The sequence below is a fragment of the Arthrobacter sp. Cr_A7 genome (genome assembly GCF_029222765.1).
In the GTDB taxonomy this organism is placed as follows: domain Bacteria; phylum Actinomycetota; class Actinomycetes; order Actinomycetales; family Micrococcaceae; genus Arthrobacter.
In genome coordinates this window covers 25,152-43,654 of the sequence record NZ_JARHXQ010000311.1, presented here as the reverse complement: position 1 = coordinate 43,654, position 18,503 = coordinate 25,152, and the positions used below count along the sequence as shown (strand labels likewise).

At 66.5% G+C, this 18,503-nt stretch carries 18 protein-coding genes; 9 read left to right on the top strand and 9 right to left on the bottom strand.

Translation table 11 applies throughout. The features are described from left to right. Positions 1–40: 40 nt before the first annotated feature. Positions 41–739 (top strand): FadR/GntR family transcriptional regulator, encoded by a 699-nt coding sequence (locus P2Q66_RS18765; RefSeq protein ID WP_275730543.1) that lies wholly within the window; start codon positions 41–43, stop codon positions 737–739. 210 nt (positions 740–949) lie between these two features. Beyond that, positions 950–2,401: a cytosine permease gene (locus P2Q66_RS18760; protein ID WP_275730541.1), complete on the top strand. Its 1,452-nt coding sequence runs from the start codon at positions 950–952 to the stop codon at positions 2,399–2,401. Between the two features lie 73 nt (positions 2,402–2,474). Here P2Q66_RS18760 and P2Q66_RS18755 read toward each other — a convergent pair whose 3' ends face one another. Further along, on the bottom strand, positions 2,475–3,044 hold the full coding sequence (locus P2Q66_RS18755) for a DUF4190 domain-containing protein (RefSeq protein ID WP_275730540.1): 570 nt from the start codon (positions 3,042–3,044) through the stop codon (positions 2,475–2,477). Between the two features lie 57 nt (positions 3,045–3,101). Further along, a complete protein-coding gene (locus tag P2Q66_RS18750) occupies positions 3,102–3,698 on the bottom strand; it encodes a LysE/ArgO family amino acid transporter (protein ID WP_275730537.1) in 597 nt (198 codons plus the stop codon). A 69-nt stretch (positions 3,699–3,767) separates the two neighbouring features. Between P2Q66_RS18750 and P2Q66_RS18745 the strand changes: the two genes are divergently transcribed. Continuing rightward, complete coding sequence (locus P2Q66_RS18745) at positions 3,768–4,727, top strand: LysR family transcriptional regulator ArgP (RefSeq protein ID WP_275730534.1); 960 nt, start codon at positions 3,768–3,770, stop codon at positions 4,725–4,727. Here P2Q66_RS18745 and P2Q66_RS18740 read toward each other — a convergent pair. Then, positions 4,687–5,616, bottom strand: coding sequence for an NERD domain-containing protein (locus P2Q66_RS18740; protein ID WP_275730532.1), 930 nt, complete (start codon positions 5,614–5,616; stop codon positions 4,687–4,689). The two genes, P2Q66_RS18745 and P2Q66_RS18740, sit on opposite strands and share 41 nt — an antisense overlap. 250 nt (positions 5,617–5,866) lie before the next feature. On the opposite strand from P2Q66_RS18740, the gene pgm reads away from it, so the two are divergent. Continuing rightward, positions 5,867–7,519, top strand: coding sequence for a phosphoglucomutase (alpha-D-glucose-1,6-bisphosphate-dependent) (pgm, locus tag P2Q66_RS18735; protein ID WP_275730529.1), 1,653 nt, complete (start codon positions 5,867–5,869; stop codon positions 7,517–7,519). Here pgm and P2Q66_RS18730 read toward each other — a convergent pair. Beyond that, positions 7,516–8,031: a 2'-5' RNA ligase family protein gene (locus P2Q66_RS18730; RefSeq protein ID WP_275730621.1), complete on the bottom strand. Its 516-nt coding sequence runs from the start codon at positions 8,029–8,031 to the stop codon at positions 7,516–7,518. The genes pgm and P2Q66_RS18730 overlap by 4 nt on opposite strands. A gap of 132 nt (positions 8,032–8,163) precedes the next feature. Next, positions 8,164–8,769, bottom strand: coding sequence for a malonic semialdehyde reductase (locus tag P2Q66_RS18725; RefSeq protein ID WP_275730527.1), 606 nt, complete (start codon positions 8,767–8,769; stop codon positions 8,164–8,166). Between the two features lie 187 nt (positions 8,770–8,956). On the opposite strand from P2Q66_RS18725, the gene P2Q66_RS18720 reads away from it, so the two are divergent. After that, positions 8,957–10,309, top strand: coding sequence for a solute carrier family 23 protein (locus P2Q66_RS18720; protein WP_275730525.1), 1,353 nt, complete (start codon positions 8,957–8,959; stop codon positions 10,307–10,309). 33 nt (positions 10,310–10,342) lie between these two features. Here P2Q66_RS18720 and P2Q66_RS18715 read toward each other — a convergent pair whose 3' ends face one another. From P2Q66_RS18715 to P2Q66_RS18700, 4 genes are all read right to left on the bottom strand, one after another. After that, complete coding sequence (locus tag P2Q66_RS18715) at positions 10,343–11,266, bottom strand: SGNH/GDSL hydrolase family protein (RefSeq protein WP_275730523.1); 924 nt, start codon at positions 11,264–11,266, stop codon at positions 10,343–10,345. Further along, complete coding sequence (locus tag P2Q66_RS18710) at positions 11,263–12,141, bottom strand: GAF domain-containing protein (protein WP_275730521.1); 879 nt, start codon at positions 12,139–12,141, stop codon at positions 11,263–11,265. Before P2Q66_RS18710 ends, P2Q66_RS18715 begins: the two co-directional genes overlap by 4 nt. Positions 12,142–12,288: 147 nt before the next feature. Further along, the gene (locus P2Q66_RS18705) at positions 12,289–12,564 is read right to left on the bottom strand and encodes a hypothetical protein (RefSeq protein ID WP_275730519.1); all 276 of its coding nucleotides are present in this window, start codon (positions 12,562–12,564) and stop codon (positions 12,289–12,291) included. Between the two features lie 153 nt (positions 12,565–12,717). Next, the gene (locus P2Q66_RS18700) at positions 12,718–13,398 is read right to left on the bottom strand and encodes a GntR family transcriptional regulator (RefSeq protein ID WP_079596908.1); all 681 of its coding nucleotides are present in this window, start codon (positions 13,396–13,398) and stop codon (positions 12,718–12,720) included. Between the two features lie 121 nt (positions 13,399–13,519). Here P2Q66_RS18700 and purU point away from each other — a divergent pair, with 121 nt between their 5' ends. The 4 genes from purU to P2Q66_RS18680 are packed head-to-tail and all read left to right on the top strand — an operon-like array spanning position 13,520 to position 18,494. Beyond that, entirely contained in the window at positions 13,520–14,425 is a 906-nt protein-coding gene (gene purU / locus P2Q66_RS18695; protein ID WP_275730517.1) for a formyltetrahydrofolate deformylase, read from the top strand. Positions 14,426–14,478: 53 nt separating this feature from the next. Beyond that, entirely contained in the window at positions 14,479–16,971 is a 2,493-nt protein-coding gene (locus P2Q66_RS18690; protein ID WP_115524742.1) for an FAD-dependent oxidoreductase, read from the top strand. 3 nt (positions 16,972–16,974) lie between these two features. Continuing rightward, positions 16,975–17,601 carry a cyclodeaminase/cyclohydrolase family protein gene (locus P2Q66_RS18685; RefSeq protein ID WP_275730516.1) on the top strand — a complete coding sequence of 209 codons (627 nt, stop codon included), beginning with the start codon at positions 16,975–16,977 and terminating at the stop codon, positions 17,599–17,601. Beyond that, complete coding sequence (locus tag P2Q66_RS18680) at positions 17,598–18,494, top strand: bifunctional 5,10-methylenetetrahydrofolate dehydrogenase/5,10-methenyltetrahydrofolate cyclohydrolase (RefSeq protein ID WP_275730514.1); 897 nt, start codon at positions 17,598–17,600, stop codon at positions 18,492–18,494. The genes P2Q66_RS18685 and P2Q66_RS18680 overlap by 4 nt, the downstream gene beginning before the upstream one ends. Positions 18,495–18,503 lie beyond the last annotated feature (9 nt).

Here is an 18,503-nt window from a genome sequence, read left to right as displayed (position 1 = left end):
GGCTGTACTCTTGAAGGAACGACGACGGAGCGAGGGCTTTGTGGAGAAGACATCACGGCTTGGACTGGAGCGGGTGGCGCGTCCGCGGCTGTACGAACAGCTGGTGGAGCAGATCCTTGCCTACATCGAGTCGGCCCAGCTGGGGCCGGGCGACCTCCTGCCTGCCGAGCGGGACCTCGCCGAGCGGCTTGGGGTGTCCCGCGCCACCCTTGCCCAGGCCCTGGTGGCCCTTGAGGTCCTGGGCGTTATCGATGTGCAGCACGGCACGGGCGCGGTCCTTGCGCGCCGTCCGAGCGTTGCATCCGTCATCAAAGGATTGCGTGAGCACCGGAGCCGGCTGCCGGAGATCGTGGAGGCGCGCAGCACCCTGGAGGTCAAACTGGCTGCGCTCGCAGCGGCCCGCCGCACCGACGACGACTTAAAGGCGATCGACGAGGCCCTGGACGTCATGGCCAGGGAGATCAGCGACGGCGACCGCGGCACCCATGGCGACGAACTCTTCCATCAGGCCATCACGGCTGCGGCCCATTCCTCGGTGCTGGCCCAGCTCATGGCGTTTATCGCGGAGATGATCCTGGAAACACGCATGGAATCGCTGGGCCAGCCGGGCCGGCCCGAGCAGTCCCTTGCCTCGCACCGCAAGATCGCCGATGCCATCCGGGCGCAGGATGCGGAAGGGGCAGCAGAGGCCATGCTGGCCCACATCGAGCTCGTTTCGGATGTGGAGCTGCTCCGCTAGACGGCGCCCCTCGACGCGAGAGCACAACTCCCCGCCGAACGGTCATGTCCCCCTGGAACGCGCGGGGGAATAGCGCATCCGGAGGGGAATTTTGCGCCGACACGCCGGGCTGTCTGGAGCACCGGACAGCCGGGGGCAATTTCCTATTCTTATCGGGCCGCAAACCCAGTGTGATGGAACCTACGTTTTATCACCCAAGGAGTTTTGGCCATGGCCGCAGGAAGTACAGCCGTAGAGGCACGTTCAATCGAAATGATTCCGCCCGGCGAGCGCCACGGCAGCCCGCGTGGGCAGTTCACGCTCTGGTTTGGCGCCAATGCGCAGATCACCGCGATCGTGGACGGTGCGCTGGCAGTAGTGTTTGGCGCGGACGCGTTCTGGGCAATAGTCGGCCTGCTGGTGGGCAACGTGGTGGGCGGTGCGGTGATGGCCCTGCACTCGGCGCAGGGCCCCAGGCTGGGCCTTCCGCAGATGATTTCCAGCCGTGCGCAGTTCGGCGTCTACGGGGCGGTGATCCCGCTGGTGCTGGTCATCCTGATGTACATCGGATTCGCGTCGACGGGTACCGTCCTTTCAGGCCAGGCGATCAACCTGATGCTCGGGGTGGAGGCGCCCGCCGTCGGAATCCTGATCTTCGGCGCGGCCACCGCGCTGCTGGCCATCCTCGGCTACAAGTACATCCATGCCCTGGGCCGGATCGCCACGGTAGTGGGACTGGCCGGATTCCTGTACCTGACGGTGGCGGTCTTCACGAAGTTCGACGTGACGCAGGTGATGATGGTCAAGGGCTTCGAGTGGCCCACGTTCCTGACCGCGATCGCCCTCGGCGCCGGGTGGCAGCTGACCTTCGGCCCCTACGTCGCCGACTACTCCCGCTACCTGCCGGCCACCACGTCCGAGCGGAAGACCTTTTGGTACACCTTCGCCGGATCGGTGGGCGGCGCGCAGTGGGCCATGACCCTGGGCGCGATCGCCGGCGGCCTTTCCGCAGCCAAGCTGGGCGGTGACTTCCTGAAAAACCAGGTGGGGTACATGGGCGACCTTGCCGGCGGCGGGCTGATCGCCGTCTTCATCTACCTGATGATCGTCACCGGCAAACTCACGGTCAACTGCCTCAACGCTTACGGGGCCTTCATGTGCGGCGTCACCATCAGCACCGCCGTGAATCGCCGCGACTCGGTGTCCAAAACACTGCGGATCGTGTTCATTGTTGCGGTGATCAGCGCCAGCGTCCTCATTGCGCTCTTCGCCAGCAAGGATTTCCTGAACCTCTTCAAGAACTTCGTCCTGCTGTTGCTGATGGTGTTCACGCCCTGGTCGGTGATCAACCTCGTGGACTACTACAAAATCTCCCGCGACCGCCTGGACATCCCGGCGCTGTACAACCCGGACGGACGGTACGGCCGCTGGAACGCGGCTGCGCTGGTCTCGTACGGAGTCGGCGTCGTAATCCAGATCCCGTTCCTGGCGCAGGCGCTGTACACCGGTCCCGTCACCAAGCTGCTGGGCGGCGCGGACATCTCCTGGCTGGTGGGGATCGTGGTCACCCTCGCCATCTACTACCCCTGGGCCAAGGCCACCAACCGGGCGCCCGCGGAGTCCATCTACCCGCCCGCTCCGGCGGAGGACAGGGTTCCGCTGGCAGCCGCCGGCAAAGCCTAAAAGCCGGATGCCCTATCACGTTTGGTCCCTAAAACGGTGTCTTAGGGACCAAACCTGATAGGGCATCCGGGGGTTAGAAGGTGTTCGTCGACGTGGTGCCGGCGTATGCCAGACCGATAATGAGCAGCAGCCAAAAGGCGCCGTAGCCGAGCAGGCACAGGTAGCCCAGGACCAGGCCGGTGATGGACATGCCCTTGCCTGACGGCTCCCGCTTGAGCGCCATGTGGCCCGTGACGATCGCCGCAATCTGCGGAAGGAGCAGCCAGCCCATGATCACGGAGGCGATGCCGCACACCATGCTGGCGATGCTCAGGGTTTTGGGCTCGGCCGGCATCCCGTAATAGGCGGGCTGTCCGTACGGGCTGGCGGGCTGTCCGTACGGTGCCTGTTGCGGATAAGCGCCGGCCGGCTGCCCGTACGGATTCCCGCCGTGCTGGTCGCCACCGTACTGATCGCCGCCGTAGTGATTTTGGGGGTACTGGCTGCCCGGGTACTGGCTCGCGCCCTGGTTCTGCGCTTCCGAGCCGTAAGGCGGCACGAAGCGGGGCGGTTCATAGCCCGACGGCGGCACGTTGGGTTGCGGGTCTGCGCCCGGGTAGTCAGGCCCCGGATATTCAGGGCGCCGGGCAGGCTGGTCAGTCAAGGTTTCCCCCTAGGATTTTGATTCCCAGCCTACCGCCGAACCGTCCTCCGGAACCCGTCAGTGCATTACAAGCCTGATGGCGAGCACCAGCATCAACACCCCGATGGCCAGGTCCACCCAGCGCCAGGTCCGCGGGCTGCGGAGGACCCCCGCCAGCCTCCGCGCCCCATACCCCAGGGCGGAGAACCAGAGCACACTGCCCGTGACGGCGCCGCCTGCGAAGATCCACCGCGTACCGGGGCCCTGCTGGTTGGCCAGGCTGCCCAGCAGCACCACCGTGTCCAGGTAGACGTGGGGGTTCAGGAAGGTCAAGGCGACCGCAGTGGCAACCACCGAGTGCTTCGATCGCGGAGGCTGCTCGGTCAGCGACGAGGGCTTCAACGCCGCCATGAAGGACCGTACCGCAAACCACAGCAGGTAGGCAGCCCCGCCCCAGCGCAGCACCTCCAGGGCCTCCGGAAAACGGGTGACCAGGGCACCGATGCCGGCAGTGCCGCCAAGAATCAGCAATGCATCGCCCGCCATGCACACGGCCACGACCGCACCCACGTGTTCCCGCCGGATTCCCTGGCGGAGCACAAAGGCGTTCTGCGCCCCGATCGCCACGATCAGCGCGAGGCCGGTCAGAAGTCCCGTTATCCCTATAGTCCACATGCTTCGACGCTAAAGGGACCGTACGATGAAGACAAATAACAGATCCTACTGTTCCATTAGAATTTCTTCATGAACTTCGAGCACTTGAAGGCACTGACCGCAGTGGTTGACGAGGGGACTTTCGAGGCTGCAGCGGATGCGCTGCGGATCACCCCGTCCGCCGTGAGCCAGCGGATCAAGGCCCTGGAAGCCTCGGTGGGCCAGGTCCTGGTGCGCCGCCGGGTGCCGTGTACGGCCACTGACGCCGGCATGCTTTTGCTCCGCATGGCCCGCCAGGTGCAGGTGCTCGAGGCCGAGACATCGAACGCCCTGGGCAGTGGCGGGTTGTCCCGGACCCACCTGCCATTGGCCGTCAATGCGGATTCGCTGGCCACCTGGTTCGTTCCGGTTTTGGCAGAGGCCGCCGAATGGGATGACACCACCATCGACCTCCATGTCGAGGACCAGGGTTACAGCAGCCAGCTCCTGCGGGAAGGGGAAGTGATGGGCGCAGTGACCTCCGATCCCGTTCCGGTGAGCGGCTGCCGGGTAGAGCTGCTGGGGCATATGCGCTACATCCCGGTGGCCGCCGCCGGACTGCATGGCCGGTTCACCACTCCGGAGGGCCTGGACTGGGCGGCGATGCCCGTGCTGAAGTTCAACGCCAAGGACACCCTCCAGCGCCAGCTGCTCGATGCCAAAGGTATCCAGCAGCCTCCGCCCACGCACACCGTTCCGTCCTCGGAAGGATTCCTCGCCGCCGCCCGGGCCGGACTGGGGTGGGGAATGATCCCGGAGCTGCAGCTCACCGGAGAGATCGCCGATGGGTCCCTGGTCCGCCTGGAGGACAGCCACGAGGACGTAGCCCTCTACTGGCAGTCCTGGACCCTGGACTCCGAAGGACTCAACCGCCTCACGGCCACCGTCCGGCAGGCCAGCAGCAAACTGCTGGTTCCGGCCCGCTCCCGGCATGGCACGGAACAGCCGCGGTCACGTGCCGGCCGTGGGGCTAGTACCCCCAGTACGGCAGGATATAAACGGCGAAAATGACGAACGCGGCGAGCAGCGCGAGGCGTCCCGCACCGGCTCCCGCGTGCTGGTGGGCCTTAACGTTCCGGCCCTGCCGCACCCCGGCTGCCTTAAGGTGGCGGCCCGCCGGATGCCGGGCAGAGCTCCCGCTCCTGTTCGTGGTGTGCTTGCCCACCGCGGGCCTGGGGCCACCTTGGGAAAGGGAATCCTGAGCCGTTGCCTGTTCAATGTCAGCGCCCTTGCCCGCTGGCCCACGTGGCGGCAGGGCCCCTGTTGGGTGGACCACTGTTCCTGGCCGGACGTTCCGGAAAGCCGTGATCCCCGGCTCCTGCTCATGCGTGAGCTCCTGGCCCAGGTGCGCGTACAGTCCCACCACGGCCTGCTGGTCCAAAACGGGCGGCAACGATTCGATGGCCCCCACCAAACGCTGGGAACCCGCGACGGCGACGTCGGAGCTGGTGATGCCGAAGAGGTCCGGCTGCGCGGCCATGCAGATGAGGGGGCGAACCAGCCTGCGATGCGGCGGGTCAACCACCGAGGCCACCGCGGCGCACTGGGCCAGCGCGCCTTCCACCGCCTGGGTCCGGGCGTAGCGTCCCTGCCACAGCACCCCGGAGGCAACGCGCACTTCGCCGGTCCAGTTTTTGGCGTCCACCACCACAACCCCGCCAGGCCCCACCAGGACGTGGTCAAGGTTAGCCTTCGGGCGCCCGGGCCAGTGCACGTCGTGCAGCACATACCAGCCGCGCGGAACCAGCTCGCTCAGCTTGTCCGCCACCACCTGTCCGCCCGCGGCCCCTGCATCCCACGCCTTTGTGGCATGCTCGGCCTGGTCGAGCCGGCGCTTAAGCCTGGCAACCCTCTCAGCGGCCAGCCTGGACTGCTCGGCTGCTCCGTCTCCTGCCCCCATGGCCGTCCCTGCTTCCCTGCCGGAGGGACGAGGGCGGCAGGCCGCCGTCGTCCATTGCTTACGGATGTTTTTCCCGGTTTTTCGAACGTAACAGTGCCGGCAGGCCCCGGTATATAAGTACTTTGCGGGGCCTGTACTCAGGTTGGCTACTTGGTTAACGTCCCACCGGTTCATGACGCGGCGCCGTCACAGGTGCCCGGATTCCGGGCGGATCGTTTTGACTGCCGCGAGGTTCTGGCATGCTGGTGCCATGGCTAGCCGCGCGGGTACAGTTGCCCAACCCCAGGACCTTGTTGACATCACTGCGCTCCTTGACGCGTATTACGACCTCACCCCGGACCTGGGTGATCCAGGCCAGCGGGTGGTGTTCGGTACCTCGGGCCACCGCGGCTCCAGCCTCAAGGCATCCTTCAACGAGAAACACATCGTCGCCATCACCCAGGCCATCGTTGAATACCGGGCGGCGCAGGGCGTCACCGGGCCGCTGTTCCTGGCCAAGGACACGCACGCGCTGAGCGAGCCGGCACAGAACTCCGCACTGGAGGTGCTTGCCGCCAACGGCGTCCAGGTTCTCATCGATGCCCGCCACGGCTACACCCCCACCCCGGCCCTGAGCCACGCGATCCTCACCTATAACCGCAACGCCGGACCCGGCGCTGCACAGGCGGACGGCATCGTGGTCACTCCCAGCCACAACCCGCCGGCTGACGGCGGCTTCAAGTACAACCCCCCGCACGGCGGACCCGCCGATTCCGACGCCACCGGCTGGATCGCCAACCGCGCCAACGAACTGCTCGAAAACGACCTGCGCGGCGTGAAGCGCGTCCAACTGGCCGATGCGCTGGCTGCGGACACCACCGGCAAGTTCGATTTCCTCAGCAGCTACGTGGACGACCTCCCCTCCGTCCTGAACCTGGACGCCATCCGCGACGCCGGCGTACGGATCGGGGCCGACCCCATGGGCGGCGCAGCGGTGGACTACTGGGGCGAGATCGGCGAACGCCACCACCTGAACCTCACCGTGGTGAACCCCACGGTGGACCCGCAGTGGGCGTTCATGACCCTGGACTGGGACGAAAAGATCCGGATGGACTGCTCATCGCCCGCGGCCATGGCGTCCCTGATCAAGCGGATGTCCGACGGCGGTTCTGCCTTCGATGTGGCCACCGGCAACGATGCGGACGCGGACCGCCACGGCATCGTCACCCCCGACGGCGGGCTGATGAACCCGAACCACTACCTCGCCGTCGCCATCGATTACCTCTACCGGAACCGCAGCGGCTGGAACCCCGCCTCGGTGGTGGGCAAGACCCTGGTGTCCTCCTCGATCATCGACCGCGTGGCCGAAAGCCTGGGGCGCAAACTGGTGGAGGTGCCGGTCGGATTCAAGTGGTTCGTGCCCGGGCTGCTCTCCGGCGAGGGTGCCTTTGGCGGCGAGGAATCCGCCGGCGCCTCCTTCAACAAGAAGGACGGCAGCGTGTGGACCACGGACAAGGACGGCATCCTGCTGGCGCTGCTCGCCTCGGAGATCACGGCTGTGACGGGCAAGTCCCCTTCACAGCTGTACAAGGGCCTGACCGACCAGTTCGGCGCCCCCGTTTACGCACGCATTGATGCAGCAGCCACCCGTGAGCAGAAGGCGGCGCTCGGCAAGCTGTCGCCGTCGGACGTTACCGCCACTGAACTGGCCGGCGAGGCCATCACCGCCAAGCTCACCGAGGCACCCGGCAACGGCGCGTCCATCGGCGGGCTCAAGGTGGTCACCGAGAACGCCTGGTTCGCGGCGCGCCCGTCCGGCACCGAGGACGTGTACAAGATCTACGCCGAGTCCTTCAAGGGCGAGGAGCACCTCAAGCAGGTCCAGGCCGAGGCGAAGGCGCTGGTGGACGGCGTCATCGCCTAACCGGCCTCCGGTTCCCGGCTCCACAGCCGGAGCACGCGCCGGATGGTGTGGTCACCATCCGGCGCCATGTCCACCAAGGCGATCCGGTCAAGCACGACGGCGTCTCCCGGGTGAAGGCGCTTTACTCCCGCTCCTGCAGCACCGTGGTGCGACACGTGCGGGCGGTAGCCGGAGAGCGTGTGGCGCGGGGTAAGGATGGCGGCGCCCAGGTCCGTGACCGCATGGACGAGCTGCTCGTGCAGTGCCTGCAGGGAGGGGTGCGGTTCCACCAGGCTGACAGGCACGGTCCCGTTCCTGCCGAAGGCCGCGTCCTCCCCCACTGTCAGGCCGGCACCGAGGGCCTCGGATGCGTGCGGGCCGGCCTGTTCTGCCAGGCGGACGGCGACGTCGGCACTGTCCGGAGAGCCGACGTCGAACCTCACCAAAGTGATGTGCAGCGGCCACGCGGACCGCAGGAACACCTGGCCTTCAGCCACCGGCTCGACGAACGCCACAAAGATGAGGTTCCGCATCGGCATAGGCACAGTTTCCCACTCCTTAACCACCGATGCTCTATCACTTATGGTCCTTTCCGGGCGGCCGGAAGGACCATAAGTGATAGAGCATTCGGGGTTTCGACAGGCTCAACCACCGCCTGGGGGGGGTTAGACGGTGCGGACGACGTCCTCGTAAGCGAACTTGGGCTTGGCTTCGCCCCAGGCGTCCTCGGCAGGCTGGCCGATGTTGACCACCAGGAAGCTCTTCTGGTCGCCGGCCGGGAAGAAGGCCTCGTCGATGGCACCGAAGTCCGCGCCGGTCATGGGGCCGGCCGCGAAGCCGAGCGAGCGGACCGCCAGGATGAAGTAGCCGGCCTGCAGGTGGGCGTTGTTGTTGCCCGTGGCCGCGGCGAGCTCAGGGTTGGCGTCGTACATGGCCTTGGGGGCGTTGTAGCCGGGGAGGAAGTTGTCCCACTGGCCGGCCCAGTCGGTGTCGTAGCTCAGGATGGCCACCAGCGGGGCGGACGCGGTCTTGGCGCGGTTGCCGGGCATCAGGGCGTCCACGAGCTTGGCGCGGGCCTCATCGGAGCGGACGTAGGTGACGCGCAGCGGCTGGGAGTTGAAGGCGGTGGGGCCGAACTTGGTGAGTTCGTAGATGGCCTGGGCCTGCTCTTCGGTCACTTCCCCCTGGAAGGAGTTGGCGGTGCGGGCCTGGGCGAAAATGGCGTCGACGGTGGCCGGATCGATAACCGCTTCTTCGTGTGCAATGGTCATTGGCATACCTTTCGCTGCGCCGCCCCGCCTGCCGGAGTGGCCTCTCTGCTGTCCATAGTTGCAACTTCAAGTTCTCGCGTCCTCTTCCCGTGACGGTACGTGACCTTCGGCACAGCCTTGCCGGGCGGTATTCTGGTGGCAGTTCATCTTCGCCATCGGCGGCAACCCCCTCTGAAAGGCCCAGCCCATGAGCATGCTCGGAATCAAGTGGAAGCTGCACGGCACCGGCAAATCCATCAAGCCCGGCCACGTGGTGGCGCCTGACGAGCGGCTGGCCTGGCCGCTGACCATCGGCGTGGGCATGCAACACGTGGTGGCCATGTTCGGCGCAACATTCCTGGTGCCCATCATCACCGGAATGCCGCCGGCCACCACGCTGTTTTTCTCCGGCATCGGCACGCTGCTGTTCCTGGTGATCACCAAGGGCCGCGTGCCCAGCTACCTCGGCTCCAGCTTCGCGTTCATCGCCCCCATCATGGCGTCCCAGCAGCAGTTCGGCGTGCCCGGCGCCCTCGGCGGAGTGGTGCTCGCCGGCGCGGCGCTGGCCCTCGTGGGCGCCATCGTGCAGAAGTTCGGCGCAGGCTGGATCAACCGCCTCATGCCGCCCATCGTCACCGGCGCCATCGTGGCGCTCATCGGCCTTAACCTTGCCCCCGCCGCCAAGCAGAACTTCGACGCCGCGCCCGTCACCGCCGTCGTCACCCTCGCCACCATCATCCTGGTCAGCGTCCTCTTCCGCGGGATCCTCGGCCGGCTCAGCATCCTGGTGGGCGTGGTGGTCGGATACCTTGTGGCCATGCTGCGCGGCGAGGTCAGCTACGACAAGATGGAGGCCGCCGCCTGGGTGGGCCTTCCGCAGTTCCAGACCCCCGAGTTCCACATCGGCGTCCTTGGCCTGTTCGTGCCCGTGGTCCTGGTGCTGGTGGCCGAAAACATCGGCCACGTGAAATCAGTGGCCGCCATGACAGGGCAGAACCTCGACGGCGTCTCCGGACGTGCGCTGATGGCCGACGGCGCCGCAACCGTCCTCGCCGGCTTCGGCGGCGGCTCGGGAACAACCACCTACGCTGAAAACATCGGCGTTATGGCCGCCACCAAGGTCTACTCGACGGCGGCCTACTGGGTGGCGGGCATCTTCGCCATCCTGCTGAGCTTCTCCCCCAAGTTCGGCGAACTCATCGCCACCGTCCCGCCGGGCGTCCTGGGCGGCGCCGCCACCATGCTGTACGGCATGATCGGGATCCTGGGCGTCAAGATCTGGGTCCAGAACAAGGTGAACTTTTCGAACCCCGTGAACCTGACCACGGCAGCCGTGGCCCTGATTATCGGCATCGCGGACTACACCTGGACCATCGGCGAGCTGACCTTTACCGGCATCGCTTTGGGCTCGGCCGCGGCATTGGTGATCTACCACGGAATGAAGGCCATCGCGAAGGCCCGGGGCACCGTGGCCGAGCCGGAGTCCGAACAGGCAGGCCTGCCGCCGGCTGCCAAGGCCGCGGCCAACGCCGCCACCAAGCGGGCGCCGAAGAAGCGCTAGGCGCTTACACCTGCAGGCTGCGGGCGACCACAGTCAGGCCACCTCGTCCGATTCCTCCCCTTCCACGTTGCGTTCGACGGCGGCGCCTTTCGCGGCGCTGCGCCCGGCCGGGTGGCCCGGGGGGAACGGTCCCGGACGGCCCAGGCCGAAGATGGGCCCGGCCTGTGGGCGCTTCGCCACCAGGGAATCATCATCGGGACGGGGGTGCAGGCGCCGCAGCACCCAGGGAAGGAAATACTGCCGCGCCCAGATCAGGTCCTCCGCCCGGGCCTGGGTCCATCCCTGGGCCGGCAGCGGCCGGGGCTGGAGGGGCTTGAGGGTGTGCGGAACACCCAGCGCGTTGAGCGTGGCAACTGCTACGGCATGGTGGCCCAGCGGCGAAAGGTGCAGCCGGTCCCGGTCCCACATCCTGCCGTCCTGCAGCTCCGGCAGGCACCACAGGTCCACCACGATGGCGTGGTGCCGCAGGCCAATCCTGTGAAGATGCTCGTTGTAGATGGCCACCCTTCCGCGGATTTGGCTGAACACGGGAATATCGCCCCAGTCCGGCCCCGCGAAAAGGAGGACTGTGGCGCCGGTTCCGGTCACCAGGCCCACCGCCTCATCCATCTTTTCCGCGAGCTTGTCCGGATCGCCGAGCCGGAAGATTACGTCGTTTCCACCCCCGGACATGCCAATCAGGTCCGGCTTCAGGGCCAGCGCGGGAGCCAGCTGGCGGTCCAGGATCTGCCCCAGCAGCATGCCCCGCACGGCAAGGTTGGCGTACGCAAAGTCCGGCTGCCCGTCGCTCAGCTCCTCCGCAACCCGGTCCGCCCAGCCCCGGAGGCCGCCCTGGCTGCGCGGTTCAGGGTCTCCCACGCCCTCGGTGTAGGAATCGCCGATCACCACGAAGCGGTGCCAGGGGTGCCGTTCCCCTGCCCCAGCGCCGGCGCGCAGGTCCTGCTCTTCGGTCGTCATGCCGTCCTCCTTCGTGGACGCGACGGCGGGCGCTGCTTCTTTGCGGCCCCCGCCCCGGGTGGCATCTGTGACTGTTGATCCAGCTCTGCCGGCGCAGGCAGGCGCCAGTCCGCCCCGCCGTCGGGTATGTCCTGCTGCGGCTGTGGAGGCTCTGCGGCGGGCCGGTCTGCCAGGGGCAGGTCCATTGCCGCTCCGGCCATTCCCGCTGCCGCTCCAGGCACCACCACGTTCAAGGCGGCGTCCCGCAGGTCCAGTTCATGGTGCAGCGCCTGCGTCTGCAGGAACCGGAGGGCACCCTCCCGGCTGAGGCCGTACTCGTTCATCAGGCTGCGCACGGCCAGGTCCACCAGCACCAGCGAGCTCTGCACCACGGCGATTCCCGCCGTCGCTTCCGCCCGCTCGGCCACCCTGACCACCACGCGCAGGGCGCGGGCCACCTGCTGCACGTAGGTCCGGCTCCGCAGGAGGTCATCGCTGGTGAACGTGTGGGGCTCGGAGGCGTAAAGGTTGATGGCCGCGCTCGCCCCGCCTTCGGAGACGATGGGCGCGGACAGGAGCGACTGGACGCCGTGGCCCGCGGCCGCACTGGAGTACCCCGGCCAGCGCCTGTCCCGGCTGAGGTCCGAGAGCAGGACGAATTCGCCCGTCCGCAGCGCCTCCATGACCGGGCCGTCCGCGAAGGAGCACTGCTCCCGGTCCGCCTCGCGCGCCTGGTCGGTACTGGCAGCAAGAGTGTGCGCCTTACCCAGGCGGAAGAGGGTGGCCGCCCAGCTGATGCCACGGCTTTCACCCTTGATGTCCGTCATGAAGTCACGGGTGACTTCCCAGAGGTAGGTCTCGACGTCCTTGCTGTCGAATACCGGCTCCGGTGGCATTGGAAGAGGTCCCCAGCCAACCTGCCCCGAGGGTTCAGCGGCCATACTCCATGCCTTGCTTGAAGCGCTTCGGCCTACTGCAAAACCTTGTTCTAAGAATACGTCCCCCAGCCACGATGGCGGGAGCCCGGTGGGACTTTGGCTGCCTCAGACCCACACTTGGTAGCCGGTGGACTTGTCGAAGAGCCGGCGGGTACTGATGCCCGCACCGGCTATCCACAGGACCGAATCGTCTTCCGAGGCCTGGTCAACCACCCCGGTCATGACGTGCTCGCCCAGCAGCCACACTTCAACGGTGTGGCCGGTCAGGCGCGCCCAGTCACCGCGCATTCCACGACCGTTCTGGCTGCCGGACGTGCCCTTCTTCGTCCTGGTGAGGCTGCCGCCGGCCGGGACCGTATCTGCGGATGCGCCTGGTTTCATGTGTTCCTCCACCGTCCGGGCGCCAGGCTTCGTAGTCCTGGGCACCATACGAGCTGATATTTCATTGATATATCAAAAGCCAGCTCAAGTATGTTGCAGGTCACATTTCCTGTCAATGAAGCCTCGGCGTCCAAAGTGCGGCGGCGGCGAAACCTAGGCGCTGAAAAGCGCCTCCCGGACCGCATGTTCGAATCCGCTCACGTGCACCCGCGCCAGGTCGGCAGCCCTGGCCTCGTCACCCTCGATGACGGCGCGGAGCAGGTCGAGGTGTTCGTGCACATGGAGGGAAAGATCCGGAAGACGGTCGATGACCATGCACCAGATCCTGGTCGCCAGGTTGTCATAGCGGATGAGGATGTCCTCAAGGTGGGGATTCGCTGCTGCCGCGTAGATGCCCTGGTGCACGCGGGCGTCCAGCCTCAGCGTTTCAGTTACCGAGGCGGCGCCGGCATCAAAGGCCTCAACATCTTTGAGGATGGCCCGCAGCTGTGCCCGGACGGCTTCAGTTGCCACCCGCGCAGCGCGTGAGGCCGCAAGGGGCTCAAGCTGGGCACGTATTTCCGAGATGAACGAAAGATCCGTGACGTCCACGCGCGTGGCAAACGTGCCGCGCCGCGGATAGGTGACCACCAGCCGGTCCAGCTCCAGCCGCTTCAGGGCTTCCCGGATGGGCGTGCGGCCCACGCCAAGGGCTTTGGCAAGAGAGTCGTCATTGAGGAGTTCACCGGGTTTGATGTCCAGCATCAGGAGCCGGTCGCGGATGCTCTCATAGGCCACATCCGCAAGGGACTTCCTGCTGACATCGTCAGCCACCGCCAAAGTTTCAAACGCCACGCTAGGACCCCTTCCTCGGGCCAGAAATGACTATTGACCTCACTCATGGACCAGTATACGCTGATCTCCAACCTAATATATCAGTCCGATACACAGGATATATCTTGAAGGAGGAGGGGACATGACCCTCATGCAAACAGAGTCGTCAGCTGCTGTACTTGCGGCACCGGTCCAGGAGCAGGCGCAGAAATTCGTGCTCACACTGTCGTGCCGCGAGCGCGCCGGGATCGTCCAGGCCGTGACTACCTTCCTGTTCGAGCGGGGCTTCAACATCGACGAACACCAGCAGTTCGACGACAGCCTGCGTGAGACCCTGCACCTGCGCACCGCGTTCTCAGGTTCCCCCGACTACACCCCGGACATGCTCGAAGAAGAGTTCCGTTCCATCGCCGACCGTTTCGACATGAAGTTCAGCTTCCACGACCAGACCCAGCAGCGCGTCCTGGTGATGGTCTCCAAGTTCGGCCACTGCCTGAACGACCTCATCTTCCGCTGGCGCGGCGGCACCCTGGGCGGTGACCTGGTCCTGGTCGTTTCCAACCACGAGACCCACCGCGCCATGGCGGAAGCAGCCGGCCTGCCGTTCATTCACATCCCCGTGACGGCGGACACCAAGGCCGACGCCGAGCGCCGGCTCCTGGACCTGGTGGAGGAGTACAACGTGGACCTGGTGGTCCTGGCCCGGTACATGCAGGTGCTTTCCAACGACCTGTGCCGGTCACTGGAAGGCCGTGCCATCAACATCCACCACTCCTTCCTCCCCGGCTTCAAGGGCGCCCGCCCCTACCACCAGGCCTATGACCGTGGCGTCAAGCTGGTGGGCGCCACCGCCCACTACGTCACCGCAGACCTGGATGAGGGACCCATCATCGAGCAGGAAGTGATCCGCGTGGACCACAGCTATGGTCCGTCGGCATTGTCCACGGTGGGGCAGGATGCGGAAGCACTCGCGCTGTCCCGGGCTGTGCGATGGCACTGCCAGCACCGCGTGCTGCTGGATGAGTCCAGCACGGTCGTGTTCCGGTAACCGGCCGCGCCCCCTCAACAGACTTAAACACGAACAGCAGCAGGAGCAACCACATGGAATCGTCGCCACGCATTGTCATCATCGGAGCCGGCATCGTCGGCACCAACCTCGCCGATGAGCTCGTCACCAGGGGCTGGAACAACATCACGGTCCTGGACCAGGGCCCGCTCAACATGCCCGGCGGGTCGACCTCCCACGCCCCCGGCCTGGTCTTCCAGACCAACCCGTCCAAGTCCATGGCACTGTTCGCCAAGTACACGGTGGAAAAGCTGCTGTCCCTGACCGAGGACGGCGTCAGCTGCTTCAACCAGGTGGGCGGCCTGGAAGTCGCCACCACGGAGACCCGCCTTGCCGACCTTAAGCGCAAGCTCGGGTATGCACAATCGTGGGGCATCGACGGCAGGATCCTCTCGCGTGAGGAGTGCAAGGAGCTCTACCCGCTTATCAATGAGGAAGACATCCTGGGTGGCCTCCACGTCCCCACCGATGGCTTGGCACTTGCGGCCCGCGCCGTGCAGCTGCTGATCAAGCGCACCGAAGCCGCCGGCGTGAAGTACATCGGCAACACCGAGGTGACCGGTATCGAGCAGGCAAACCGCCGCGTGACCGGTGTCGAGACCTCCGACGGCGTGATCCCAGCGGACATCGTGGTTTCCTGCGCCGGCTTCTGGGGCGCCAAGGTGGGCGAGTTGATCGGGATGTCCGTTCCGCTCCTCCCGCTGGCACACCAGTACGTCAAGACCACCCCGGTACCCGCCCAGAAGGGCAAGAACGAACTGCCGAACGGCGCCCAGCTGCCCATCCTGCGCCACCAGGACCAGGACCTCTACTACCGCGAACACGGTGACCGGTACGGCATCGGCTCCTACGCCCACCGCCCCATGCCGGTGGACCTCGACGAGCTTGGAAGCTTCAAGCCGAACGAGATCAGCGAGCACAACATGCCCTCACGCCTGGACTTCACGCTGGAGGACTTCCTGCCCGCGTGGGAAGCAAGCAAGCAGATCCTGCCGGCACTGCGGGAAAGCGAAATCGAGGATGGCTTCAACGGCATCTTCTCCTTCACCCCCGACGGCGGTTCGCTGGTGGGCGAATCCAAGGAACTGGACGGCTTCTTCGTTGCCGAGGCCGTATGGGTTACGCACTCCGCAGGCATCGCCCGCGCCGTGGCCGAACTCCTCGTGGAGGGCAAGTCCCGCATCGACCTGGGCGACTGCGACATCCACCGGTTCGAGGACGTGCAGCTCACCCCCGAATACGTCAGCGAGACCTCGCAGCAGAACTTCGTGGAAATCTACGACGTCCTCCACCCGCTGCAGCCCAAGCTCTCCCCCCGCAACCTGCGGGTCAGCCCCTTCCATGCCCGGCACAAGCAGCTGGGCGGGTTCTTCCTGGAGGGCGCCGGATGGGAGCGCCCCTACTGGTTCGAAGCCAACGCAGACCTCCTCAAGGAGATGCCCGCCGACTGGCAGCCGCCCGCCCGGGATGCCTGGTCCGGAATGTTCAGCTCACCCATCGCCGCAGCCGAAGCGTGGAAGACCCGTACCGCCGTCGCCATGTACGACATGACCCCCCTCAAGCGCCTTGAGGTTTCCGGCCCCGGAGCCCAGAAGCTGCTGCAGGAACTGACCACCGCGGACATGTCCAAGAAGCCCGGCGCCGTCACCTACACCCTCCTGCTGGACCACGCAGGCGGCATCCGCAGCGACATCACCGTGGCCCGCCTGAGTGAAGACACCTTCCAGCTCGGAGCCAACGGCAACATCGACACCGCCTACTTCGAGCGGGCAGCCCGGCACCAGACCGAAAACGGCACGGCCAGCGACTGGGTCCAGGTCCGCGACACCACCGGCGGCACCTGCTGCATCGGCCTCTGGGGCCCGCTCGCACGCGAGGTGGTGGGTGCGGTCAGCAGCGACGACTTCTCCAACGACGGGCTGAAATACTTCCGGTCCAAGAATGTGGTCATCGGCGGCGTGCCGGTCACGGCCATGCGCCTGTCCTACGTTGGCGAACTGGGCTGGGAGCTCTACACCAGCGCGGACAACGGCCAGCGCCTCTGGGACGCGCTCTGGAAAGCCGGCCAGCCCTTCGGCATAATTGCAGCCGGCCGGGCAGCCTTCAGCTCCCTCCGCCTGGAAAAGGGCTACCGCTCCTGGGGCACCGACATGACCACCGAACACGACCCCCTCGAAGCCGGCCTGGGATTCGCCGTCAAGATGGCCAAGGACAACTTCGTCGGAAAGGCAGCCCTGGAAGGCCGCACCGAGGAGAACTCTGCCCGGCGCCTGCGGTGCCTGACGGTCGACGACGGCCGGTCCATCGTGCTGGGCAAGGAACCTGTGTTCTACAAGGACCAGGCAGTGGGCTACGTGACGAGCGCCGCGTACGGCTACACCGTGCGCAAACCGATCGCCTACGCCTACCTCCCAAGCGCCGTGTCAGTGGGCGACTCGGTGGAGATTGAGTACTTCGGACGGCGCATTGTTGCCACCGTCACCCAGGATCCGCTGTACGACCCCACCATGACCCGGCTCCGCGGCTAAGCCATGATCAGCGAAGAGACGATCGGCAGCTACCTCACGCGGCTCGCCTCACGGCAGCCCACCCCGGGCGGCGGCGCCGCAGCCGCGCTGCACGCCGCCCAGGGTGCAGCCCTGGTGGCCATGGTGGCCCGCTACACCACCGGCGGCAAGTACGAGCAGCACGCCGCCCTGGTGCAGCGGATCACCCAGGCCGCGGACGATCTGGTCACTGAGGCAGTGGGCCTGGCCGACGCCGATGAGCAGGCCTTCCAGGCTGTGATCGACGCCTACAAGCTCCCCGCCACGACGGACGAACTCAAGGCCGCGCGCACCGCCACCATTGACGCCGCGCTCGTCCAGGCGGCACAGACACCGGCGCACCTCGTCACTGTTGCCGGTGCCGTCGTGGAGCTTGCAACGGAACTGTTTGACGTCGCGAACGCGAACGTCATCAGCGACGTCGCGGCCGCCGCCGACGCCGCCCGCGCAGCCGCAACCACCGCACGGGTGAATATCGACATCAACGTGGTGGCCATCAAGGACCCCGAGGCACGCGCCGGGCTGGCCCAGCGGACGGACGGCCTGGAGGACAAAGTGGTCATGGCAGCCGACGCCCTTGCGGCACGCGTACGTGAAAGGATCCTTCGTTGAGCACTGAAACCGCAACGCTCTCGGGAACGTCCCTCGCCGGGATCATCCGGGAAAGGACGCAGGACGAGGCCCGGACCCTGGAACAGCACGGCGTGCGTCCCGTCCTCGCGGTGGTGATGGCCACCGATGACGAATCGACGCGCTGGTACGTGCGCTCCATTGAGCGCGCAGCAGAACGCGCCGGCATTGGCTGCCGGGTCCTCGACCTGGGCCATGACGCCACCGAGCAGGTGCTGGCCAGTGTCCTGCGGGACCTGGCCGCCGAGTCATCCGTGAACGGCATCATCCTGCAAACGCCGCTTCCCGCGGGGGTGCGGGCGGACGCCCTGGTGGGGCTCATCGCGCCGGAGAAGGACATTGACGGAGCCAATCCGCTGAGCCTCGGCAGGCTGGCCGTGGGCCAGCCCGCGTTCGCACCGGCCACCGCCCGGGCCGTCGTCGAAATCCTTGACCACTATGACGTCCCGGTGGCGGGCCGGAACGCCGTGGTTGTTGGCCGGTCCGCGGTGGTGGGAAAGCCGCTGTCCCTGTTGCTGCTGGAACGCGACGCGGCGGTCACGGTCTGCCATTCCAGGTCGGGTCCGCTCGGGACCTACACCAGGGAGGCGGACATCGTGGTGGTCGCCGCCGGACGGACAGGCCTGCTGACGGGCAGTGACGTTTCCGCGAAGACAGTAGTGGTCGACGTCGGCACGAACGTCCTTGCCGACGGTTCGCTGGTGGGCGATGTGGACGGGAACAGCGTCCGCGGCGTCGCGGCTGCGCTGACCCCCGTCCCCGGCGGTGTCGGATCGGTGACCACGGCCCTGCTGCTCCTGCACACGGTGGAAGCAGCCCGGAACCAGTCAGGGTCGCTGATTGCCGAATCCGGCGTCCTCCAGGCGGCCGGTTAAAACACATGG